The 24,108-nt window shown below is 58.8% G+C and carries 18 protein-coding genes; 12 read left to right on the top strand and 6 right to left on the bottom strand.

The window, feature by feature from the left end:
• Positions 1–45 precede the first annotated feature (45 nt).
• The 4 genes from DMP06_RS05225 (at position 46) to DMP06_RS05240 (ending at position 6,394) form a co-directional block, all read left to right on the top strand.
• The gene (locus tag DMP06_RS05225; RefSeq protein ID WP_123208697.1) at positions 46–1,632 is read left to right on the top strand and encodes an MBOAT family O-acyltransferase; all 1,587 of its coding nucleotides are present in this window, start codon (positions 46–48) and stop codon (positions 1,630–1,632) included.
• A 19-nt stretch (positions 1,633–1,651) separates the two neighbouring features.
• Positions 1,652–2,863 carry an SGNH/GDSL hydrolase family protein gene (locus DMP06_RS05230; protein ID WP_220092539.1) on the top strand — a complete coding sequence of 404 codons (1,212 nt, stop codon included), beginning with the start codon at positions 1,652–1,654 and terminating at the stop codon, positions 2,861–2,863.
• A 189-nt stretch (positions 2,864–3,052) separates the two neighbouring features.
• A complete protein-coding gene (locus tag DMP06_RS05235; protein WP_123208699.1) occupies positions 3,053–4,507 on the top strand; it encodes a helix-turn-helix domain-containing protein in 1,455 nt (484 codons plus the stop codon).
• A gap of 150 nt (positions 4,508–4,657) precedes the next feature.
• Entirely contained in the window at positions 4,658–6,394 is a 1,737-nt protein-coding gene (locus DMP06_RS05240; RefSeq protein WP_123208700.1) for an FAD-binding protein, read from the top strand.
• Positions 6,395–6,525: 131 nt separating this feature from the next.
• Here DMP06_RS05240 and DMP06_RS05245 read toward each other — a convergent pair whose 3' ends face one another.
• Complete coding sequence (locus DMP06_RS05245; protein ID WP_123208701.1) at positions 6,526–6,906, bottom strand: metallopeptidase family protein; 381 nt, start codon at positions 6,904–6,906, stop codon at positions 6,526–6,528.
• Between the two features lie 126 nt (positions 6,907–7,032).
• Between DMP06_RS05245 and DMP06_RS05250 the strand changes: the two genes are divergently transcribed.
• The 6 genes from DMP06_RS05250 (at position 7,033) to DMP06_RS05275 (ending at position 15,471) form a co-directional block, all read left to right on the top strand.
• Positions 7,033–8,622 (top strand): DUF4190 domain-containing protein, encoded by a 1,590-nt coding sequence (locus tag DMP06_RS05250; protein WP_123208702.1) that lies wholly within the window; start codon positions 7,033–7,035, stop codon positions 8,620–8,622.
• 105 nt (positions 8,623–8,727) lie between these two features.
• Positions 8,728–9,630 (top strand): acetamidase/formamidase family protein, encoded by a 903-nt coding sequence (locus DMP06_RS05255; RefSeq protein WP_123208703.1) that lies wholly within the window; start codon positions 8,728–8,730, stop codon positions 9,628–9,630.
• 688 nt (positions 9,631–10,318) lie between these two features.
• Positions 10,319–11,707: an APC family permease gene (locus DMP06_RS05260; protein ID WP_123208704.1), complete on the top strand. Its 1,389-nt coding sequence runs from the start codon at positions 10,319–10,321 to the stop codon at positions 11,705–11,707.
• A gap of 91 nt (positions 11,708–11,798) precedes the next feature.
• Positions 11,799–12,218, top strand: coding sequence for a PaaI family thioesterase (locus DMP06_RS05265; protein ID WP_123208705.1), 420 nt, complete (start codon positions 11,799–11,801; stop codon positions 12,216–12,218).
• Between the two features lie 854 nt (positions 12,219–13,072).
• Complete coding sequence (locus DMP06_RS05270; RefSeq protein WP_123208706.1) at positions 13,073–13,396, top strand: hypothetical protein; 324 nt, start codon at positions 13,073–13,075, stop codon at positions 13,394–13,396.
• A gap of 368 nt (positions 13,397–13,764) precedes the next feature.
• Positions 13,765–15,471: an FAD-dependent oxidoreductase gene (locus DMP06_RS05275; protein ID WP_123208707.1), complete on the top strand. Its 1,707-nt coding sequence runs from the start codon at positions 13,765–13,767 to the stop codon at positions 15,469–15,471.
• 164 nt (positions 15,472–15,635) lie between these two features.
• Here DMP06_RS05275 and DMP06_RS11700 read toward each other — a convergent pair whose 3' ends face one another.
• Positions 15,636–17,561 carry a LuxR C-terminal-related transcriptional regulator gene (locus tag DMP06_RS11700; RefSeq protein ID WP_245962394.1) on the bottom strand — a complete coding sequence of 642 codons (1,926 nt, stop codon included), beginning with the start codon at positions 17,559–17,561 and terminating at the stop codon, positions 15,636–15,638.
• Positions 17,562–17,645: 84 nt separating this feature from the next.
• A complete protein-coding gene (locus DMP06_RS05285) occupies positions 17,646–18,842 on the bottom strand; it encodes a pyridoxal phosphate-dependent aminotransferase (RefSeq protein ID WP_123208708.1) in 1,197 nt (398 codons plus the stop codon).
• Between the two features lie 354 nt (positions 18,843–19,196).
• Here DMP06_RS05285 and DMP06_RS05290 point away from each other — a divergent pair, with 354 nt between their 5' ends.
• Positions 19,197–19,991, top strand: coding sequence for a ZIP family metal transporter (locus DMP06_RS05290; RefSeq protein ID WP_123208709.1), 795 nt, complete (start codon positions 19,197–19,199; stop codon positions 19,989–19,991).
• A 118-nt stretch (positions 19,992–20,109) separates the two neighbouring features.
• Here the strand turns inward: DMP06_RS05290 and DMP06_RS05295 are convergent, their stop codons facing one another.
• The gene (locus DMP06_RS05295) at positions 20,110–20,643 is read right to left on the bottom strand and encodes a nitrous oxide-stimulated promoter family protein (protein ID WP_245962395.1); all 534 of its coding nucleotides are present in this window, start codon (positions 20,641–20,643) and stop codon (positions 20,110–20,112) included.
• The gene (locus DMP06_RS05300; protein WP_123208711.1) at positions 20,640–21,287 is read right to left on the bottom strand and encodes a DUF1836 domain-containing protein; all 648 of its coding nucleotides are present in this window, start codon (positions 21,285–21,287) and stop codon (positions 20,640–20,642) included. The genes DMP06_RS05295 and DMP06_RS05300 overlap by 4 nt, the downstream gene beginning before the upstream one ends.
• A gap of 146 nt (positions 21,288–21,433) precedes the next feature.
• Here DMP06_RS05300 and DMP06_RS05305 point away from each other — a divergent pair, with 146 nt between their 5' ends.
• Positions 21,434–22,291, top strand: a complete 858-nt coding sequence (locus DMP06_RS05305) for a DegV family protein (protein ID WP_123208712.1) — start codon at positions 21,434–21,436, stop codon at positions 22,289–22,291.
• 131 nt (positions 22,292–22,422) lie between these two features.
• Here the strand turns inward: DMP06_RS05305 and DMP06_RS05310 are convergent, their stop codons facing one another.
• A complete protein-coding gene (locus DMP06_RS05310; RefSeq protein WP_161957833.1) occupies positions 22,423–24,090 on the bottom strand; it encodes an FAD-dependent oxidoreductase in 1,668 nt (555 codons plus the stop codon).
• Positions 24,091–24,108 lie beyond the last annotated feature (18 nt).

Below are 24,108 nucleotides of genomic sequence, written 5' to 3' on the forward strand. Positions count from 1 at the left end.
CTCTCCATATACTGTCCTATTTTGATCTGCGATGACGGATGAACCATGACGTCTTATTTCTCCTTTGCCTTTATGGGGGTGCTTCTGCCCCTTACCATACTTGCGTATGCGCTTATGCCGCGTCGGGCCCGCTGGGCGGTGCTTCTTGGTGCGAGCTATGTGTTCTTCTGGGCGATAAGCGGCAAGCTCATTGTGTTCGTGGTGGCATCTTCGCTTTTGACGTATGCATGCGGTTTGGGTCTATCGGCTTTGCTGGCGCGCCGCCGGGCTTACGTCGCGCAGGGCATGCCCCGCAAAGAGGCCAAACGCCGCACGGCGCGCTGGATGAAGCTCGTGGTGGTTGCCGGGGTTCTTGGCAATTTCGGCATTCTGGTAGTGCTCAAATATCTGGCGTTCTTCAGCGGGGCAGCCACCTCGCTTCTGGCGCTCGTCGGAATCAGCGCCAGAATCGAAGTGCCTTCGTGGGGCGTTCCCATCGGCATTTCGTTCTACACGCTTATGGCCGTGTCGTATTTGGTGGATGTATACCGCGGCACAACCAAGGCCGATCGCAACCCCGTTCGCGTCGCGCTGTTCCTTTGCTTCTTCCCGCAGATCATGGAAGGCCCTATCTGCCGATACGAGCAAACGGCGCAAAGCTTGTGGGCGGGCAATCCCGTGACGCGCCAAAACCTGTTCGCGGGCACGTTGCGCATCCTGTGGGGCGTGGCTAAAAAGATCATTGTCGCCGATCGGTTGAACCTGTTCGTCAAACCGGTGTTTTCCGATTGGCAGAGTTACGACGGCAGCGTGATTGCGCTCGCAGCAATCCTCTACACGGTGCAGCTGTACTGCGACTTTTCCGGCACCATGGACGTGGCGCTGGGCATGGGCCGCATCTTTGGCGTGACGCTGCCCGAGAACTTTCGCCAGCCGTTCTTCTCGCGTACCGCTTCGGAGTTTTGGAAGCGTTGGCACATCACGCTGGGCGCATGGTTCCGCGACTACGTGTACTACCCGGTGTCTCTTTCGGCTCCCATGAAGCGTTTGACCAAAGGGTCGCGCAAGGTGTTCGGGAACCGCTATGGCCCTCTGGTGGCATCGTCGGGCGCGCTATTTTGCGTATGGCTCGGCAACGGCTTGTGGCATGGGGCGGGATCGCAATACCTGTTCTTTGGCATGTACTATTTCGTGCTCATTCTGCTGGGCGGTTTTTTGGAGCCGGTTATGCAGCGCGTTTCCGATCGCACGGGCCTCAACCGCGATGCCGTGCCGTACCGCGCGTTCCAAATGTTGCGAACGCTCGTGGTGATATTCGTGGGCGAGTTGATCTTTCGCGCCGAGGGGCTTCGCGCGGGGCTGGGCATGCTTTCCTCCATTGCCCATTCGTTTAGGCCTGAGTCGTTTGTCGACGGCACGGTGCTCGGCGTGGGGATGGATGTCCACGACTACGCTGTCGTGTGCGCGTTCGTACTGGTCATGCTTTGCGTGGGCATAGCGCGCGAACGCGGGATGGATGTGTCGGGCTGGGTTGGCGCGCGTGCTTTGCCCATACGGTGGGTGGTGTGGATGGCGCTGGTGGTTGCCATTGTCGTGCTCGGCGCCTACGGCAAGGGGTATGTGCCGCTTGATCCCATTTATGCGAACTTCTGATTGTGAGGAGGCGAAGAAAATGGAAGACCTCATAAAAGAATCCCCCAGCTCCAATCCGAGCCCTGGATCTGATGCTTGCTCCGATTGCGGGTCTAAACCGGGCTCCGATTCCGCCTCGGGTTCTGGCTCCGGCGTAAAACCGGGTTCCGATTCCGCCTCGGGTTCTGGACCCAGCGTAAAGACGCCCTCCGCTTCCGGCGCGGGGCCCGAATCGAGCTCCGGTTCCGGCGCTGGGTCGGATTCCGGTCCCGCTCGAGGGCGCACGGCCGGACGCGTCCTGCGATGCCTGATGACTGCGGTGCTTGTGCTTGTTCTGGGCTGCGGCATGCTGCTGGGAGCTTCTTACGTTCTTATGCCCAAAGACAACTCCAAAGAGGCGGGCATGATCAACCCTAAGGCCAACGGTTTTCTTGCCGAGCCTAGCAACTCGCTTGACGTGCTCTTTGTGGGTGACAGCGAGGCGTACTCATCGTTCTCGCCGTTGGACATGTGGAACCGGCACGGATTCACGTCATATGTATGCTCCAGTCCGGCGCAAAAGACCTCATACAGTTTTGTCCTGCTTCGCCGCGCCCTGCAGGGGCAAAGTCCCAAGGTCGTGGTGTTTGAGACCAACTCATTTTTCAAGAAGGTATCCATCAACGAGGTGGCGGTAAATGCCCTTTCTGAGGTCTTTCCCGTGTTTGAGTACCACGATAGGTGGAAAAGCATCACCGCAAACGACCTGACCAGCCCTGTTCAGTACACCTGGAAGGACAGCCTGAAGGGCTTTCGTTATAGCTTCAAAATCAAAAAGGCTGATGCGTCTTCCTGGATGGCGGAGTCGAGCAGGGTGGCGAGCATACCGGGAATCAACAAGACCATCATTTCGCTCATGGTGGACTATTGCCGCGAGCACGGGGCTACGCCGGTGTTCATGAGCGTGCCAAGCACAAAAAACTGGAATAGCGAACGTCACAATGCCGTAGAGGGGCTGGCCCAGGAGCTGGGGGTTGACTACGTTGACCTGAACAAGGGTGATGCCAAGGTTGACATCGATTGGTCGGCCGATTCGCGCGACGCGGGCGATCACCTGAACTACGTGGGCGCGTCCAAGGTTTCAAAGGTCGTGGGCAAGCTTCTTGACGAGCGCTACGACCTGCCCGACCACCGCACCGAGTCCGAATACAACAGCTGGAACGAGGCGTATATCGCGTTTCAAAAGAGCCTCAAGAGCGCAAAGAAGGGCTGATCGCCGTAGACAACTGACTTCATAATTGAGATGCACTGCATCCTGCGATGCAGAAAAGTATAATGGGGCTGCTTTGCAAAGAGAGGGGCTCCATTATGTCTATGCCGGTGGTCAATCTAGTCAATGAGACGGTTGTGCCAGTAGTCGCAGATATTGACACTGAAATAATCCCGGAGGCAAGGTTTTAAAATGGCTTCAGGGGAGGAGAAGAGCCAGGAGTCTTCAGTCGTGGCGGTGGCCGCGGCCGTTCAGAATGCTCCACTGCTTGTTCTCGGTAGTATTGCTTGGTGGGCTATTCATTATTCTCTATTATGGGATGCTCGCATCGCAGAGACATATTCTGCGGAGGGAATACATGACATACGTTTTATTGTTACCGTTGCCGCAACTGTTGTGGTGTTGGGTTCGCTAACTCTTATTTCCCGCAGACACCCAACGCTGGTTTATGCCAACCATGCGATTACTTACGCGGTATTTGGCGCATGCCTCGTCGCATCGTTCTTTTTGATGGGTGCTCCTGTTCTAACTGGCGAAAACATAACGCTGGGTATTGTAGGGGCTGTGCTTTCGGGTGTGGGGAGCAGCGTCGTTATCGTGGTGTATGGCGAGCTTCATGCCCGAATGGGATGCAGCATAGAGCCGGCGATTTTTGCGGTAGAGGTGCTTGGCGGTATCGCGATGTATCTTGCTCTGCTGCTTATTCCTTTTGTTGCGCATCTGGTTATTAACGCCCTGCTTTCGGTAATACTGGCTGTATTCTTTTTTCGCTACAGTCAGTCCGATTCTTCAAGCGAGGGGCTCGCAGGGCTTCGTAACGCAAGAAGGGTCGATGCGACTGTTAATCAGGTGGTGGGGGTTGCCGTACTTACGGGCTTCGCCTACGGTCTGATTCGCCTATACGCGTCGAACGGTATGGATGAGACGAGCGTTCAATTCAGCATGTATTCAGAGTGTTTGGGTTCGTGTTTTGGCGCGTTATTATTATTCGGCGTGTTTGCGTTCGGTAGGCGTCAGTCTCTTCTGGAGCAATGCTTGCTGTTCGTGGTCCCAATGGTAACAACGGGAATGCTGTTCGTATCGTTGCAGGCTATGGGCACTTTTGCTCCAACGGCAATTGGCACCGGTGGTTTCGCCTGCTTCTTCAATATGATGTGGTATTTCGCGGCTGTGCTAGCAAGTCCGGGTTCGAAGCACTGTCTTTCGTTCTCGGTCTCGCTGTTGTTTTTCTCAAGCCAGTTGGGGCAGCTTGTGGGCGTTTTGGTACCAGCCCAATTTGCAAATTTGTTCTCGACGGGCCTTATGTATCTACTGTTTCTCGTCACCATATTGTTTATGTATCTGCGAGCAAGAGCTAATCAGGATAGCGCATTGGAGGCGCCGAAGAACGAGCTAATGAATCGATCGCCTGATCACGATTTGGAGATGCAAAAGGAGAGATGGCAAAGTGAGCTCGGTCTGAGCCCGCGCGAACTGGAGGTCGCGCTGCTGCTCGTTCAGCGTGTGCCCTATCGTCAGATTGCAGAACAGCTGTATGTCTCGGAGAACACGGTGAAAACCCACGCTCGCAACATTTACAAGAAGGCCGGCGTCTCATCGCGCGAAGAGCTTCTGGATACCCTAGAAGCCCTCGCGAAAAAAGTGTGATTATTTATGATTATCCTATCGAAACGCCAGGTAGATGGCGCATCTAAGAATCACACTCCATTCGCGATTGTTGGGAGGATATGCGGTTTTTAGAATGCCCTCCATCGGCGGAGCAAAGGACGCTCCGTACATTTCGAGGAGGGATTGAACATGACCAAAATGAATCTCGATCGGCGCAATTTTCTGAAGGGCGGTATCGCTGTAGGTGCTGCTGCGGCTATGGGCTCTATGCTTGCCGCGTGCGCTCCGCAGGGCTCTGCTCAGGGTTCCGCAAGCGCGGTGGACGACGCTGATGCCGCATCCGTATCTCAGGTGGGTGGGGGTTACGCCAACCCTGACGGCATCGGCATTCCCGTGGAGCCGAATTCGACTGAAGACGTTGATGTCGTGGTTGTGGGCTCCGGCATGGGCGGCTTCACTGCGTCCATGCTCGTCAAGGAGCAGATGCCCGATGCCCATGTGGTCATGCTGGAGAAACTTAACGCATTGGGTGGCAATACTAATTTCGCAGAAGGTGGAGCCGGCTTCCTTAATATGACCCCAGAGGAGGCGCGAAAGTCTGTCCAGGCTGATGTAATTCAGCGCAATTTCGTGGTAGACGGCTCTCTTTTCTATGCAATGCGAACCCAACAAGGAGATTGCGCTGACTGGCTGTTTGGAAAGCATCAAGTTGCAATCAAGGATTATGGCAGTGGCCAGCCGCTTTATGAAGGGGGTACGGGAGCGTCTGCAATCGCAACGCTCACTCCTCAGGCAGAAGATCTGGGTGTTGATATTCGCATGGAATCGCGCGCATTTGCCTTGGTTCTCTCTGACGAGTACACGGTAACGGGCATCCAATACAAAGATGTCGATGGTAACGTCGTGCAGCTCAACGCCAAAGCAGTAGTCATTGCGTCGGGTGGCATGAACACCAATCCTGAGCTGCTCAAGTACTATTCAAACGTTGATCTGGGCAAGGTTATGCCACTCGGCACCGGACAGGATGGTGATGGCCATCTGATGGTAGAGCAGACGGCGCATGGCCGTACTGGACTCCAGACCATCGACGGCTTCTTTGCGGGCATCGGCACTGCCGATGATCCATGCGGCTTCAATTCCGACTTGAATACTGGTGCTGGATTCCAGTTCTCCAGCGTGTTTGTGAACCAGTATGGCAACCGTTTCTACGACGAATCCTTTAATTTTAATACGGGATCGCAGCTGTTCTTTACTACTATTCCCTCGGTGATTTTGTCCCAGAGTCAGGCCTTCTCCATTTTCGATGATTCCTATGTCGACAGATGGGAAAAGGGCGAATGGCAGAATGGCCACAATGGTTTCGATAGTGCCACGAAACAGGGTGAACCGCTTAAGGTGCGTGGCGATCTTGAGAGCGTGAAAGACAAGGATTGGTTCTACCAGGCCGACACCATTGAAGAGCTGGGCAAGGCAATCGCCGCAGATGTGCCGAGCTTCGACGTGGACAACTTTGTTGCCACCATCGATGCCTACAACGCTGCCGCTAATGGCGCCGAGGATGAATGGGGCAAACCTCAGGAGTTCATCTGGCCGCTCGAGACCGCTCCGTTTTACGCTGCGAAGGCCGGTGTGAATGCCTATAACACCAACGGCGGCATCCACATCAACACTCATGCGCAGGTTGTCGACCCTGTTGGGAAGCCCATCACGGGCCTCTATGCTTCTGGCATCGCGACTGCCGGCTGGGACAGTCAGGTGTATGGCGGCGGCACCAATCAACCTGTTGCGCTTTGGTGCTCGTGCATGGCAGCGCTCCATATCGTGGAAAATTGTCTGGGCGGTACCGTTTCCGACAACTGGATGGGTGATGTGCCTATGACTGATATTCTGGGTGAGGATTACCAGAACGCAAATCCGCTGGGATAACGTCGAATCTTCGAAACGGCACCTGCCACATGGTCGCATATGCGTCCGGCAACAGGTGCCAGCACCCCAAGCTCATGCCTCATTCACGGCCGCGTCTTTCCCCTCCCTGGCGCGGCCGTATTATTGTGCGTTTAGTATCCTATGCGTCGCAGGGCGGCATCGTCCATGCCAAAGTGGTGGCCTATTTCATGCACGACGGTCTTGCGGATTTCCTCCACGATACGTTCGCGCGAATTGAAGCAGCGCTCATGCGGCCCCTTGAAGATGGTCACCACATCGGGCATCTCGCCTTCGCCGTACCATTCGCCGCGCTGCGTGAGGGCCACGCCTTCGTATAGCCCCAGGATTTCGCCGCCGGGACCCTCGCTTCCCGATGACATGCGCTGGCGCGCATTGGGTTCGTTTTGCACCGTTACCATTACATTGTCCAGCGCCTCAAGAAAGGCGTCGGGGATGGAGTCGATCGCGTCTTGCACGGCCTCCTCGAACTCATCATCCGTCATCGTGTACATAAGGCCTCCCCGTCTCGCAATTTACGCCATTATGACACGTTGTGCGGGCATTGCTGGGGGCGTAACGACGGTGTGGTGGTATTCTGAAAACATGAGGAGAAAGTGCCTTTAGAAAAGAGGGTGAAGATGGAAGAGAAGACCCCTGGCGTTCCCACTCCCGAACAGCCTGAGTCCCCCGCAACGCCGCCCGCGCCCAAAGCGCCCGAGTCGCCTGCCGCTCCGGCAAAGCCCGAGCAGCCCTCGACTCCTGAGGAACCCGCAACGCCGCCCCAGCCGGCTGCCCCCGATGAGGCAGAGGCCCCTGCTGCGCCAGCTGCTCCTGCGGCTCCCGTGGCGCCGGCTGCTCCCGTGGCGCCGGCTGCTCCTGAGGCTCCCGCTGCCCCGGTTGCTCCCGAGAGCCCGGCGGCCCCTGGCGCTCCTGCGACCCCTGCGGCCCCCGAAAGCCCCGCGGCCCCTGCTGCTCCCGCGGCCCCGGTTCCGCAGTCTCCCGCCGCACCTGAGGCACCTGCCGCTCCGCAGCCCCCTCAGTCGCCCGTTCAGCCCGCCGCCCCCGCGGCTCCGCAATCGCCGGCGCAACCCCATCAGCCGGTGCAGCCGATGGGCGCGCCCGCGCAGCCCGCACAACCCAACCAGCCCCAACAGCCGGTTCCAGCTCAACCTGCGGGCTTCGATCCCACTCAGCCGTTTGGCGGCAACCAGCCTCAGCAGCCAATGGGTGCGCCTGCGCAACCCGCTCAGCCTGGCCAGCCCCAGCAGCCGGTGCAGCCCAACCAGCCCCAACAGCCCTATGGCCAGCAGTCCCCGCAGCCGACTCAGCCCATGGGTTACAACCAGGGAGCTTATCCGCCCCCTCCGGTTCCGCCGGTGTACGCGCAAAAGAGCAGCGGCAAGGCAATCGGCGCTCTTGTTTGCGGCATTCTTGCCATTCTGTTCTCGTGGCTGCCTCTTCTGGGCATCATCCTTGGCATTGTGGCCATCGTGCTCGCTTCCAAGGCGGTCAAGCAGTTCGGTCGCGACGGCAAGGCAACGGGCGGCAAGATCTGCGGCATCGTGGGTCTTGTGTTCTCCATCCTCGGATTCATATTCTGGGGATTCGTGAGCTGCGCCGTTCTGGCGGCTGCGCCCTATGCCGATTCGGGCTATAGCGAAATCGACGAGGTCATCAGCTCTGACGATTCCGGCGCTGTGGCCACCGACGAGCTTTCTGCCGCCGAGCAGCAGGCGACCGACGCCGGGGTTGCCGAGCTGGAAAAGCTCGCCACCCAGGACGAGAGCATGGTGCAGTATCTGGCCGCCGATTTGGACGAGGGCTTTACCGAGGCCATGGATATGAGCCACGCCGATTTGGGCATCGACCCTGCCGACCTGGCCCGTTGGATGCTCACCGACTTCTCCTACACTACCGACGGAGTGTATGTGTACGAGGAAGACGGCGAGGGCACCATGTACGCCGATTTGGAGATACGCGATTCGTACGCATTCATGCTGAATTTCTACGACAAGGTGAATGCGCTCAATAGTTCCGAGGAAATCAAAACGATGACCGAGGATGACGCCAAGGCTCGCATCGGTGAGCTTTACTATGAGGCCATGGACGAAACCACCGATATGACTACGTATTACGCGTCCATCGACCTGGTGAAGGAAGGCGACCAGTGGGTCGTTGATCAGGATAGTTGGGAAGAAGAGCTCGACTACATGTTCGGGATCTACTAGGCCTGCTCCGACCCCGTATCGCTTATTCTTGTGCCTGTCGATTTTATTCGGCAGGCACTTTCTTAGGCCCAACCTGCGAGCTCTTATGAGAAAGAAGGCATCAATATGAAAATCATCGAAGCTCAGGTGTATGACTTCAACAAGGAGAACGCTCCGTGCGACACGGCAAAGCCGGGCGACATGCTGCTGTTCAGGACGTTGGACTGCTTCTCCAATCGCATTCCCGACGAGAACACCACCATGGCCGATCTCGACTACACCTACGGCTTCGCAAACCCCGCGGCTGGCCCCGTGTATGTTGAAGGCGCCGAGCCGGGCGACGTGCTGGTGGTTGACATTTACGACATCCAGGTGGCCGATGAAGGCACCATCGCTACCGATGACCACTGCGGCCCGCTGTTCGAGACCACGGGCTACCGCACCAAGAAGATCAAGATCAAAGACGGCGTGGCTGATTTTAACGGTGTGAAGTTCCCCATCAATCCGATGATCGGCGTTATCGGCACCGCGCCCGACGGCGACCCCGTGATCGACGGCTTCGTGGGCAACCACGGCGGCAACATGGACAACAAGCACATCACCAAGGGCGCACGCCTGTACTTCCCCGTGCGCGTGCCGGGCGCGCTGCTGCAGATGGGCGACGTGCATGCCACGATGGGCGACGGCGAGCTGTGCGGAACCGGCATCGAGATTCCGGCCGAGATTCTCGTCAAGATTCAGCTGGTCAAGGGCTTCGAGCTCAATTGGCCGGTGCTCGAGACGCAGGATAAATGGTATGTGAACGCGTGCGCGCCCAAGTATGACGAGGCCCTGATGAACGCCGCTAAGGAGATGCAGCGCCTTATCATGCGCATCACCGGCTGGGACGCTGAGGAGACATATATGTATATGTCCGTCCAATCCGACGTGGAAATCAGCCAGGGCTGCGAGCCGTGCGAGGTCCAGCTGTCGCTGCGCATTGGCACGCCCAAGCTTTACGACCTGGAGCCGCTGGTTCCGCAGCCGTAAGGCGTTTCCCATAAGGTGCCGCAACGCTCGAAGGCACGGAGGCTGATTCCGCGGCAGTAAGGGCGGTTCAGCTCCAGACTGCAGAGTCGATTTACGAAAGAGGCCCGCTTTGTACTTCTCCGGAGGTACAAAGCGGGCCTGAATTGTAAAAAGGGGGTACAAAGTAGGCTCGGGATGCAAATCGGAGGTACAAAGCGGCTTTCATTCGTAAACGCACTGCAAAACAAGGCTGCTTCGTACCTCGTATTCGCGGAAGGGTGCGCCCATGTGGGGGTCGCTTACGATGGGGCTCGTTTTGCGCTCTTTCCATCTGCAGAGGGAATCTGCGCCTCGCGTCTTTTCTCCACCCCCTCCTTTCTTCCCTCCGCATCGCGCCGCCGGCTTAGCTCGGGCGACCGTTCACCGCGCATCCGTTTCCGATGCGCTAAAACATGTGCACAAGTTCTCCACATATGGTACATGCGATGCTAAACTGCTCTATCGCATTAAAGCGATACACCAAAACCAAGCGACGTGGGCATGCGATGCCAAAGGGGGAATACCGCGAAGCTGCAAGGTTTAATCATGGGTTTCTCGGAACGGCAAGAGCGGCACGCCATCTGGGGAAATGAGCAAACACGGCACTGGGGCAACATGCGTATGCCGCTGGCTTTTGGCAGGTAAGGAAAGCGAGTAGAAGGAAAAGGCAATGGCAGAAAAACTTTCGAGCGCCGAGAAGCTCGAGCAGCAGTTCGGCTATAAGCAAGAGCTGCGCCGTGGCATGGGCCTTTGGGACGTCGTTTTGTACGGCGTTCTGTTCATGGTCATCATCGCCCCGCACTCTATCTGGGGCCTTGTGCAGCAGCAGGGCCTGGGTATGTCCACGCTGGTCTACCTGGTAGGTTTCGTGGCCATCGGCTTTACGGCTCTGAGCTATGTGCGCATGAGTAAGAAGTTCCCCATCGCGGGATCGGTGTACTCCTATGTGCAGCGCGGTCTGAACCCGCATGCGGGCTTTATTTCGGGCTGGATGATTCTGTTGGACTACTGCATCGCTCCTGCTCTGCTGTACACCATGGTTGCCAACTGGGGCGTTATGCTGGTTCCCAATAGCCCCTGGTGGTTGTGGATCATCGTGTTCGTTGCATTCAATACCTTCGTCAACATTCGCGGCGTTTCCCTCACCCGCGGCATCGACTTCGTGATTTTCGCCATCGAGATCATCGCCGTTATTGCGTTCGTGGCCCTAGGCTGCAACTTCATCATGGGCGGCGGCGGCGCTGGCGAGTTCAACATGGACCCCATTTGGCAGCCTGACGTTGTCACTCCCACCTTCATTGCTGCCGGCATTTCCATTGCCGCGCTGAACTTCCTGGGCTTCGACGGCATTTCCACGCTGGCCGAGGAAACCCATGAGCCCGAGAAGAACATCGGCCGCGGCATCATGATCGCCCTGCTCATCATCATCGTGTGCTTCAGCGTTCAGACCTACATCGCTTCGCTGATTCAGCCCGACTGGATGAGCTGGGATGAAGAGCACGCCAACAACGCGTTCTTCTATGGCTGCCAGCTGATTGGTGGCAACCTGTTCATGAACATCATGCTAGTCATTAACATCGTGGCCGTGGGCATTGCCAACATCATGAACGCTCAGCTCGCCGCTTCTCGTCTGCTGTACTCCATGGGCCGCGACGGCGTTATCCCGCGCATCTTTGGCAAGGTTCATCCCAAGTTCAAGACCCCGTGGGTTGGCTCGATCTTCATTGGCATTGTGGCATTCATTCTGGTGGCGATTCTGGGAATGGCCGACCTCGCTACGCTGGTGAACTTCGGTGCCCTGTTCGGCTTCATCATGCTGAACTTCTCGGTGTTCTGGTATTTCTTCGTGAAGCAGAAGGAGCGCTCCTTTGGCGGCGTAGTGAAGTACCTGATTTGCCCCTGGATCGGCATCGCCATTCTGGTGTATGTATTCACCGGCTTCCAGGCGCTCACTTGGGCGATGGGCATCACTTGGTTCGTTATCGGCATGATTGTGGCTGCGGTGAAGTCCAAGGGCTTCAAGGAGGTTCCCGAGGCATTCAAGAACTTGGATGTGTAAGGGGTATCGGGCTGCGTGCCGCGAGGAACGTGACTAAAGCCAAGGGGGTCGCCGTGTGCGGCCCCCTTTTTGTACAGAAGAGGAGGCAGATATGGCAGAACCCCTGGTTGCGGCCGATGCATCGCTCGATGAGGTGCGAGCGTTCTTTGAAAGCGATCGCTACGCCACCACGACGCTTACGCCCACGATCGAAGACGCGCGTCCCGGCTACGCTCGCGTGAGCATGGAAATAGGGCCGGATCATCGCAACGGTATGGGCGCGCTTATGGGCGGCGTGTCGTTCACGCTGGCCGATTTCGCGTTTGCGATTGCGTCCAATGTAGGCCAAGCGCCCACGGTTACCGCTTCGAGCACGATTGATTTCATGAGCGCGCCCAAGGATGCTCGTCTGATTGCCGAGTGCGAGGTGGAAAAGAGCGGCCGTTCGCTCTGTTTCGCCACGGTGCGCGTTGCCGATGGTGCCGGTAACCCCGTGTCGCGCATCTCGGTGACGGGTTTTCGCAAGGGATAGAGTCCAGGAGGGCCGATGGGTTTCCCGAACCTAGGGGCGTTTTATTTGATTGCGCTATCAGCCAGGCCATCGTCGAAAGAGGGATGTCCGGGCACTCTAGTTGTTCTTAGCCCGTTGAGACGAATGCCGATACGCATAGTCGAGCTTGCTGACGCCCTTTTAGGCGGTGTTTTCTATGGCCCGTTGAAACAAACGCCGATTTGCCGCAGCATGAACGTCGCTCTGCAACCGCATGAACGTCGTTTCGCAACCGCGTAAAAGTCGCCCCGCAAACAAACGCCGATTTGCCGCACCAGAAACGTCGCCCCGTAAACGAACGCCGATTTGCTGCAGTTTTCGAGGGGTGCCCCGAGTACACTGCCATTAGGCTCTCCGTTTCCCCAGGTCACAGCCTCGCTCCGATTGGTCTACTTCGGGAGGCGCGCGAAAACTGCAGCAAATCGCCGTTTGTTTCAGCCCACGTCGCCTTTTCATTGTTTTCATTGCGATTCCGCCATTTTCACTTCGACTTTTTTTGGGGGGGGGCACGCTTGCGCAGCGATGCCCTTCGTCTTAGGGTGTCACACTTGCGCAGCGATGCTCTTCGTCTTTGGGGGAGAGGCACACTTGCGCCGCGTGCCCTTTGTCTTCTGAATGCCGAGGGCAGGGCGCGCGGTTTTTTACGTGTCAAGCTTGGAATGTGTTGGACGCTTTTTGCGTATCGGAATGAGAAGCGCCGGGCAAAATGGATGGAATATGCGTTAAGACCGTCTCTTGCTGTCTGGACGCTTTGTTCCGATGGGCGTACTATCTGCCGAGCTGTTTTTAGACGAAGTCCGCTGGCACGGCGAGCGTTGAGAGAAGGATGCGCACTTATGGCCGAGATCTTGGAAGCCGTTATGCTCATATGCTTTGGCCTTTCGTGGCCCATGAACGCGTGGAAGGCATATCAGGCGCGCACCGCCGCTGGAACCAGTTGGCAGTTCATTCTGCTTATCACGCTCGGCTATGTGGCAGGCATTGCGGCAAAGTTTTGCGCGGGAGCCATCAATTGGGTACTCGCCGTGTACTTCCTCAATATGATCTTCCTCGGCTTCAATTGGGCAATCTATTTTCGCAATCGCACGCTGGACAAGACCAACGCTTTGCAGCGCGCCGCTCGCAAAGTGGCCAAAATGCATCAGAAGCAAGGGGCGTAAAGCGAGGCGCGTGGGACGTAGGGCCTGTCGCAGCAAGGCTCGCGGAGGGACGACTGACGAGGGCTGGATGCGCGGGCATAGGGCAAGGCTCGAAGGCGCGAGGGCTAGGCCAATTGCATCTGCCTATATACCCCACTTTCGGGTATTTCTTGCCTGGTGCGTGCAAATCCCCAGATAAATCCCCTGTACCACGCGATGATTTCCCTCCGTCGCGTAGGTAGAGTGCTCAGCATCAAAGCCGATCGGGCCAATCCGTAGAGGGCGGGTTGGCGGGCGCGATGCAAGCGTGCACGCACGAGCGCACCCGGCGCAATCGTCGTGTGCCACGCACGCTGCCCACCGTTCGGAAAAGACAATAGGAGGGAATCATGGAACTCACTCGTCGCGATTTGTTCAAATTCGGTGGCGTTGCCGCTGCTGGCGCTGCTACCGCCGGCGTGCTGGCCGGCTGCTCGCCCACCACGGCAAGCGAATCTTCTTCGGGCGACGCCGAGGCGACTACCAGCTCTTGGCGCGATCAGCCCGAGATGCCTACCGAATTCGCCGAGACCGTCGACTGCGATCTGGTAGTTGTTGGCGCGGGCAACGGCGGCATGGTTGCTGCCACCACTGCTGCTCAGAACGGCGCGAAGGTTATCGTGCTGGAGAAGAACGGCGCCATCGCATCTGCCCGCGAGGCTATCGGCGCGCTGAACTCCAATCTCGAGCCTGACCACAAAGAGGACGTGCCCACGCTCATCAACCATGCTGCCACGGTGAACGCAGGCGACATCAATGCCCCGCTCTACAAGACCTGGGCCGAGAAGTCTGGCGAAATGATCGAGTGGATGAAGGAGACCTTGGAGCCCAAGGGCATGCTCTTCCCGTTCGAGTGGCATGCGCCCGACGACCCGCATGCCTACTATCCGGCCATGTGCTACAACCCCTGCCTCGATGAATACAATCCCGATGGCCCCAACTATGGCGCCTACATGCACCTCGAGGTCATGACTGACGTGTTCACCAACGACCTGGGCGGCGAGATTCGCTTCAACACCCCCGCGCAGCAGCTCATCCAGGACGAGTCCGGTCGCGTGACCGGCGTTGTGGCCGAGGGCGAGAACGGTTTCATCCAGATCAATGCCTCCAAGGGCGTCATCGTATGCACGGGTGGCTACGGTGCCAATACCGAGATGCTCGACGAGCTTGCTCCCGGCAATTCCACCTGGTGCGGCCTGACCAGCGCCACCGGCGAGAACGGTGACGGCATCCGCATGGCTCTGTGGGCCGGTGCGGAGCTTGAGGCTGGCGGCGGCTGCATGGTGTGGAATCGTGCAATCCTGCCCGATGGCTTCGAGTTTGACGAATCCCGTACCGGCGGTGACATCTTCCTGCCCGGCAGCCAGCCCTTCCTGCATGTGAACATCAAGGGCGAGCGCTTCATGAACGAGGATCAGTGCTATCCCATGAGCTTCGCCGCCGGCGCCAATCAGCCCGGCCACTACAGCTGGATCGTGTGGGACGGTAATTACTGGGACGACATCAAGCAGTTCGACACCTGCGGATGCTCTCGTCTTTATCCTGCACCCAGCGGCACTGCCTTCAATGCCGACGTGTACGACTGCGAGGCGCTCACCAAGGAGCACCTGGATAGCTTCTGGCTGCAGCCCCGTCTGGAGAACGGTTCGCTCAAGCAGGCCGATACGCTCGAGGGCCTTGCTGAGGCCATGGGCTTCGACGCCGAGACCACCGAGACTTTCCTTGCCACCGTCGAGCATTACAACGAGCTGTGCGCCAACGGCGAGGACACCGATTTCGGCAAACCGGCGTACCGTCTGTCCGACGTCGAGACTGCTCCGTTCTATGCGGCCCGTATCGCCGGTGCGTTGCTGGTGACCATCCACGGCGTGATTACCGACACCAACAGCCAGCCGCTGCGCGCCGACGGCTCCGTGATTGAGGGCCTGTACGTGTGTGGCAACGACCAGGGTGGTTTCTATCCGCACAACTACCCGTCCAACTTCACGGGCATCAATGCTGGTCGCACGGCAACCTTTGCGCGCATCGCCGCCAAGCATGCGCTGGGCGTGGAGTAAGAGCCCGAACGCACCTATCGTGTTTTGGCCCGTTGCCTCAATCGCGTGGAGCGACCGAGGCAACGCCCCCCAACCTTACCGACAATCAATGTCACCCTCCCAAGAAAGAACCCTTCGGGGTTCTTTCTTTGTTGGGGGAAACTTGAGCAGTGCTTTTGTGGCTGCTACTGACCGTTCGCCACCATGTCGATGAGCTCCTGGCGGCTGTGCACGTCCAACTTGGCGTAGATGTGTTTGGCATGCGTGGCTGCGGTTTCGCGGGAAATGACCAACGCGTCGCGTACATAGGGGATGGAGCGTCCACGTGCGAGTAGGGAGAACACTTCCGATTCACGCCGCGTGAGGCCATGCTCGCGTGCGATGGCGGCGATGCGTTCGTCGATCGAGGGAGTGCGGCCCGCGTCGGGCGTTATGGAAGGCGCCCGGTTCATGTTGGGCGTAATGGAAGGCATCCGGTCTGCGTCGGGCGTTGCGGAGAGCGCGGCGCTTTCGCTCGGGGCGGCATCGCCGGTGCTGCCCCGAGTTGCCGGAGCGGAATCTCCCGCGGGGCCGCATACGTCGGATGCGGACGGTTCCGCATGGCTGGCGAAGGAGCTTTCGCTCGGGGCAGCCGAACCCGCCTGAGCATTTTTACTAGCATCAGATTGCGCACCATTGGATTCGTTCTCGCTCCGGGCGCCCGTGTTTCGGGGCGCTTCGGCATGTTGCGGCTCAAGCGACAGGGCGGGAGAGCCATCGCGATGAGTCCCGGGCGCCGCGGCGCTGTCGGCTTGCGCGTCCGTATGATTGAGGCTGGCGGCGCTTTCGCTCGCGCTGAACGACCCCTCGGCTTCTGGCGAGGCGAAACTTCGTTTGTCGTCGATGACGAACATGGTCACCATTACGAGCAGCGCCATAGAGGTGGCGGCAACCTGATCGAGGGTAATCATGCCAATGTGAATCGCCTCGGCGAATGCGGCGGTAGCGAGCACGCCCAGAAAATCGCCCAGATGGACCGAAATCCAACCCCAGCCATAGGCCTGCACGGCGGTCATCTTACCTTCGGATGAGACTCTCGCAAAATACATCTGCGTGATCAGGCAAAACGCGAAGCGCGCAGCCACAGACATGGTAAATGCCAGATAGCTTCCCAGTGCATCGCCGAACATGATGATGGCGGCAAAGCCTAGCACAAGAGCCGGGCACATCCATCGGTAGAAAAACGAGATGGAAATGCGCCGCGGCCCCACAACGGAAATGAAGGCGATGGCAAGCGTGAACAGGGTTGATACAAATAGGGCGACCTGCACGCCAGAGCTTTCGAAGGTCGACCGACCCTCCACGAGCGCGCCTGCGATGCATACGAACAGGCACGCCGCCATGATTCCCATGACGGTGCGGCCCATAGTGGCGGGGACGGAAAGAGCGGAGAGCAGGGAGGCTTTCGCATCTGCCATATCGCCTGATGGCGCCGTGGGCGCTCCCTCGTTCTCTTTGCGTGCGATGAGGAGGCATAGCCCCGATAGGAGCGGGAACGATGCCACCACCGCCACGGCAATCCAGCCGCTCATGGCGGAAACGCCCAGGGTTATCAGAGCGCCAAGCACGGCAGATACCGGGCCGAACAACTCGACTTCATCCTGCGGAATGCGTGCGTAGTGCTCGCCCCACGACACCCACATGACGCCGCTGCCTATTCCAGTCAAAAGCGAGGCGATGGCGAATATGACGGTGGTCGCGGCAATGCTATCGGCCGAAACGAGCAGCAAGGGTGTGCCCGCGGAGGCGACGACCGCCGTGGCGAGCTCGAGACGCGGATGCGCCGAGGGCGGTCCCATGCGTCGCTCTACGGCGATGACCGCGGCAAGCGTGGCAACCGATACGAATACCGGAAACGTATCGAAGAAAAGCGCAAGGGGTGTTGGTGCCAGCCCCGCATTGATGAGCGCGTCGCCTGACGGCGTACCAAAAAGCTGCAGATAGAACACGCAGAACACCCAAGCGAGCAAAAATGCCCAACCTAAACGATACGGCGCCTTCGCGGCGTCGAGCAGCGTAGGCCCGGCGGAAAAATCGCGTAGTTCGGCCGAGTTTGCGGTGGTAAATTGCATAGCTTCCTCTCCCTGAATCCCGAAGGGATTGTACTACGTAACCGCAATACGAACTGTCGAGGAGCTCGGGTGCCGCCGTGAGGGCTATTTTGCGATTTTGTACTGGTATTCGCGCATGAGCTCGGCAAATGCGGGCAGCGAGTTCACGATGGTCTCGTGGCTCACGCAATAGCCAATGCGCACCCAGCCCTCCACGCCGAAGCTATCGGAAGGAACAACCAGAAGCTCGTACGCCTTTGCGGTTTCCGAGAATGCCTTTGCGTCGGGCTCCAGCGCGCGCACCCATAGATAGAACGCGCCCTGCGGCGGCACGCACTCGTAGCCAAGGTTGGTGAGGCCTTCGTACAGAGCCTCGCGGTTGGCGCGGTACGCCTCTACGTCGCATGGAGCATCCACACAGCGCTCGATGACGCTCTGGAACAGCGCCGGCGCGCACACGAATCCCAGTGCGCGACCGGCTCCGCACACGGCTGCGTATACGCGACGAGCGTCCTTCATTGCGGGCGGCACCAGAATGTAGCCGATGCGTTCGCCCGGAAGGCTGAGCGATTTGGAATACGAATAGCACACGAACGTGTTCTCGTAGAGCGAGGGAATCCACGGCACGCTGGGTCCGCCGTATACGATCTCGCGATACGGCTCGTCGGCGATCAGGTAAATCGTGGTGCCCAGCTCATCCTGCTTGCGGCGCAGCGCGTTGGCAAGCTCGGTCAGGTCGCACGCGGGATACACCGCTCCAGTGGGGTTGTTGGGCGAGTTCACAATCACGCCTTTGGTGCGCGGGGTGATGGCGTCCTCGATGGCCTCGATGTTCAGCTGGAAGTCGTCCAAGCGCGCGGGAACTTCCACGCACGTACATTCGGCGGACTCGATGAACACCTTGTACTCGGGGAAATAGGGGGCGATCACGATGAACTCATCGCCGGGGTTGGCCACTGCGCTGATGGAAATAGAGAGCGATGCCGACGCTCCTACAGTCATATACAGGTCATCAGCTGAGTAGGTGGTGTCAAAGCGGCGGTTGAGCGAATCGGCGATGGCCGTACGCACGCCGGCGGCGCCCTGGGCGGGCGTGTAGGCGTGTACCTGCTCGGGCGGCAGCTCCATCAGGTCGATGATGGCATCGTGCACCTCCTTGGGGGCGGGGATGCTCGGATTGCCCAGGCTGAAGTCGAACACGTTTTCCTCGCCGATTTCGGCCTTGCGCGTCATGCCGTACGCGAAAAGCTCGCGGATGGCAGAAGGTTCGCTTCCCAGTTCGTACATACGCTGATTGATCATGACATCCTCGCTTTCACGGCGGTGCGGCGGCGGTTCTGGCAACGGTCGCTCTTCGACGCCGCCGGTTCGACGGAAATCGCCCGAGCGATTGCGATGCGCGCGGGCGAAAACAATTCATGCTGCAAGTCTAACGCGTACGGCGTTGTTCTATGGCGAATTTTGCAATGATTTCGATAGCGGATGTTAACACTTGGAAAATAAGGGATGATGGGCGGCGAAACGTCATGCGACCGCCTTGCGGATTGCCGCCCGTTGCGAAGGCTGGCGAATTCGGAAGGCGGGCGTTGCGAACGGGCCGAGACGAAGCGCGCACAAGGTGCGCCGGGAGATTGTGACCGAAGGATAGGAGGCTGCATGTTCGATGCATTTCTCGGGGCCGCCGCAGGAACCGGGTTCACGTTTTTGTGCACCACGGTAGGGGCGGCTGCCGTGTTTTTAATTCGTGGCAAGAAGGGCGGTATCGCGCAGACGCTGTTTTTGGGATTCGCCGCAGGCGTGATGATTGCTGCTAGCGTTTGGAGCCTGCTCATTCCCGCCATCGAGCGCGCGGAGGAGATGGGCCAAATCGGCTGGATTCCTGCGGCTGGCGGTTTTGTGCTTGGCGCGGCGTTTTTGTTCGTGCTGCACGCGCTTCTGCCGCACCTCAACATTGGCAAAAATCACGCTGAGGGCCTGCCCTCGCGATGGGGCCGCTCGACGCTGTTGTTCACGGCGGTCACGCTGCACAACATCCCCGAGGGAATGAGCGTGGGACTGCTGTTTGGCATGGCTGCTCAGCAGGGCGGCGACCCGGTGCTTTTGGGTATGGCTACCGCGCTCGCGCTTGGTATTGGCATCCAGAACATTCCTGAGGGAGCCGCGGTTTCGCTGCCGCTTGCGCAGGAGGGTATGAGCCGGACGAAGGCGTTCGCCATGGGCAGCCTTTCTGGTCTGGCCGAGCCGGTGTTCGGGTGCCTCGTGGTGCTGGGCATCGGGTTTATCACGCCGTACATGCCCTGGATGCTGGCGTTTTCCGCTGGCGCCATGATGTTTGTGGTGGTGGAGGAGCTTATCCCCGAGGCGCACCTGGGCGATCATAGCAACTGGGGCACCGCGGGCGTGATGGCGGGTTTTCTTCTGATGATGGTCTTGGATGTGGCGCTGGGCTAAGGGCTTTCTTTGCGGTTGCGGCGCCCTTCGTGAATTGGGGAGGGCGGTCTGACTCGGGCTGCAACGAGCGAGGGAGCGAGCGCCTTATGCCTTTTCGCGCGGCGCGCCTTGCGGTGCTTTAGCTCAGCCTCGTTTGAATGAGGTGGCGAATTGCCTCGATTGCGTGGCCGCGGAACATTGCGCGCGGGCCGGCGTAGGCCATTGCCTTACGCTGAAATGCCTGCTCAGCTGGCGCATAACAGTGGTTGGAGCAGGTCTTGCAGCTAGGGCGTGGCTCGCGACGGCAGAGCGCGCGTCGCACCTCGCCGTAGCGGGTATGAGCGGCGCATTCGGGGCATAGGCGGGGAATCTTGCGCGCGGGGTACACGCCAGCGCGAACAGCCTCGCTTTCATAAGGGGTGCGCAGAGAGTCAACATGGTGGTCGGCGCAATAGATTTCGGTCATACCTGCCAGCGTGACAATATCGCGGGCGACTTCCTTGTCCTCGAAGCGCGCCATAATGCGTTCGCGACTGCGTTCGTATGCGCGCGCGGTCATCTCGTCTGCCTTGCGCGCGGCTTGGGCGTCAAAGGTGGGCTGATTGGACGGGGCCTGACTGGCTGAGGAGTCGCTCGGCTGCATTGCGTTGGTGGTTCGGGGCGTGTCGCTCACTTCGGCTCACCTTCTGCGTTGTTATCCTGAGGCTCGGCAAAGGCGCCTCCGAGGATGCTCAACTCAGAACACTTCTCTACGTAGATTTTGTTGGCGGCGCACGTGGCGGCCGAAATGGCCATGCGTCGTTCCGGCGAAAGCTCGGCCGCGTTGGCTACCTTGAGCGCGAAAGCGAATCCGCCCTCGTGCTCGATTGCCCAGGCGCCTAGTTTATGGGAGGTAACGGTGCCGCAGAACAGCACGCGCAAACTCTCCTCCACCGTGGTGCAGAAGAAGTCGTATGCGGTGCCCAGCTCGTGCGTGGCGGCTTGAGCGTCCAGCAGCCGTTGGATATCGCCGATAGAGAACGTACGTTTGAGCAGGCAAATCGCAATCAGACGCGCCACATGCTCGCGCCCGTACCGTTTGCGGCGGGGCGTGGGAAGCACATGCTGTTTGACGTAGTTGTTCACCATGGACGAAGTGAGCAGCTTTTCATCGGCCGAAACCAGCGGGCGCAGCTGCTCTTCTACATAGGTAAGCACCTGGTCCATATAGAGGTCGATCGGCGGCAGCTCGGCGTAGCGCGGCAAGTGCAGCGTACGGATGAGCTCTACGAATTCGTGCTCGCCCAAGGCGGGGGTATGTTCGTCTTTTCTAGGCATGGTTCGTAGCCTATCAGGCGATCGGCTTGTCGGGATGATGTATTTCGTCCGCGGCCCATTGCTTCAAGTAAACTCCATATTGGTTGACACAGTAATCTTCATTACTTAATCTAGTTTCAAATACTAGATAAACAAGGGAGAAAACTTTGCTAGCTCAGAAAATAGCCGTAGTTACTGATTCATGCGCCGATGTGCCGGCCGAGGTGGCGCTCAAATACGGCATTCGCGTGGTGCCGTTGCATATCAACTATCGCGAAGGGTCCTACCGCGATCGCGTGGACATTCAGCCCCACGAGGTGTATGCGCGCTTTGACGAGGAGATACCCAAGACATCGCTGCCGGCGCCCGCGGAAGTGGTGGAGTTGTTTGACGCGCTCGCCGAGGAAGGCTACACGCATGTTGCCGCCGTCAGCATTTCATCGGGGCTTTCGGGCACGTTCGACATGATGCGCAGCGTGGCCGCAGGATATGGAGCGCTCCATATCGAGGTGGTGGACACGCGCAGCATCGCGCTAGGCGCGGGGTTTGTGGCGATCGCGGCGGCGCAGGCAGCGTGCGCGGGCGAGCCGTTCGAAGCCGTGATGCGGGCGGCGCATGAAGCTGCAGCCAAGACGCGGGTGTTCTTCTGCGTGGGCACCCTCGACTACTTGTACGCGGGTGGGCGCATCGGCAAGGTTACGCATTCGTTGGGCACGGCGTTCGACATCAGGCCCATCATAACGTGCGACGAGGAGGGCACATACGTGACCTGCGCAAAGGCGCACGGGCGCAAGGCGTCGCTCAAAAAGACCATCGCAGCGGCGCAGGCGGCGCTGGGCGATTCTCGGTCGTATCGCGTGGCAATTGTGCACGGTGCGGCGGAGGCAGAGGCGCGTGCCATGTACGAGCGTGCCGCAGAGCTGTTTCCCCATGCTCGCGAGGTATATTTTGAGCAGATTAGTCCTGCGCTGGTGGTGCATACCGGTCCGGGCCTCATCGGCATCGGCGTTCAGCGGATGGATTAGCGTACGCGGAGCGGCCTGGGTTTTTGCCCTGCATCGTGGCGGCCCCGCCTGCCGAGGGAGGGGAGCAGGCGGGGCAAATGTGAGTGCTTCGGCTTGGATGGGCGGCGCTGGGTCGAACCGCTTCAGGTACCCTATGCGTTAAGCGCTGCGTCTGCGGCGAACTGTCCGGCGCGACGTCCGCCTGTGCAGGCGCGACCGTGGCTTACGCCGGAGATGGTGATGGGGTAGTCGTCGAAGAAGAAGCTGCCCGAGCAGTTGCCCGCCGCCCATAGGCCGGGAATTGGGTTGGCGTTAGCGTCAATAACCTGCTGGTTTTCATTGATTTGCAAGCCACCCAGGGTAACGAGTAGCGTAGTGCCCGCATGTACGGCATAGAACGGGGGCTCGGTGATGGAGCTAAGGCATTGCTTGCGTTTGCCGAAATCGGTGTCTTCGCCGTTGGCGCACAGCTCGTTGTAATGCTCAATGGTCTTCTTGGCAGTTTCGGCGTCGATGCCTTCCATCTTGCTTAGCAGTTCGTCGATGGTGTCGGCCGACATGATGCTGCCGTCTTCGATAAACTGCTTGATCTGTTCGGGATCATGCAGCGGCGAGCGGAAATCCTTGCATACGATCATGCCCATGGCGGGGCCGTCGGTTTCCCATTTGGCATCCCAGATGACCCATTTCATGTGACGCGGTTGCGCATTGTGGGCACGACAAACGTAGGCATACGGCATGTCTTCGTTGCAGAAACGCTCACCTAGGTCATTGAGATAAAGCCAAGGCTGACGCGTTAGCGGAATGGACGGCATGTGCTCAAGCCCTTCGACGCCTTCATCGAAGTACATCGGACAATGAGGCACGGGATCGATGGCGGCACCTGCCCACGCGCCCATGCGAATGCCATCGCCAGTGTTGTGCGCGGGGGTGGTGATGTTGTGGATGTCTTCGGCATGATTGGGGATAAAAGCATCCATCATTTCTTCGTCGGCTCCGTAGCCGCCCGTCGCAAGAACAACTGACTTCGCATCAACTTGAACGGTTCCGTTTTCACCTTCGTAGACCACGCCCGTTACGGTTCCGTCTTCTGCCTGCACAAGCTGGAGTGCTTCAGAATTGAAGCGCACATCAACGCCAATCTCTTCAGCGTATGCGGTGAATGCTTTGGCCCAGCCGATGGCGTAAGGGGGCTCGTAGCCGGCCTCGCCGCCCTCGGCAATAAGTTCATCTGTGGGAACAATCTGGAACGCATCGGTTGCGAAATGCTCATACCAAGCGTCGGGTATGACCTGCATCTCAATGGGCATGGGCGCAACCTGGATACCATGAGAAGAAAGCATATCGGCTGCCCAGTCGAGCGCTTCGGCAGAGTTGTCGAGCCAAGCCTTCACAACCCGGTAGTCTCCGCGGTGGCCGCCCCATCGAAGCACTTCCTGCAGCACGTCGTTCTTGCGATCGCGGAGGTCAATGCCGACCTCAAGCTGGATTTTGCCGCCTACGGCACCGTAGTCTATTCCCCTGAACTGAGCTGCGCCGGTCTTTTCGATAAGAATGACTTTAGCGCCCTTTTCCGCCGCTGAGCATGCGGCGGAAAACCCCGCCATTCCTCCGCCGATGACTACGACATCGGCGCTTTCGGCAGAGGATATGTCCGCTACGGGTTCGGGTTTGGTTTCCCAAGTATGTGCGCTGCTTTCTGCCGATGAATCGCTTGATTTGGCTTGGGTTGGCGCACATCCGGCAAGTGCCCCTCCGGCTATGACTACGGCTCCCGCAGCGCCGGCGGCTCCGAGGAAGTTGCGTCGCGTAAGTTCCATGTCTGTCCCTTTCTCCCT

Origin of the sequence: Slackia equolifaciens, assembly GCF_003725995.1 — a bacterium.
GTDB classification, from domain to species: Bacteria; Actinomycetota; Coriobacteriia; order Coriobacteriales; family Eggerthellaceae; genus Slackia; species Slackia equolifaciens.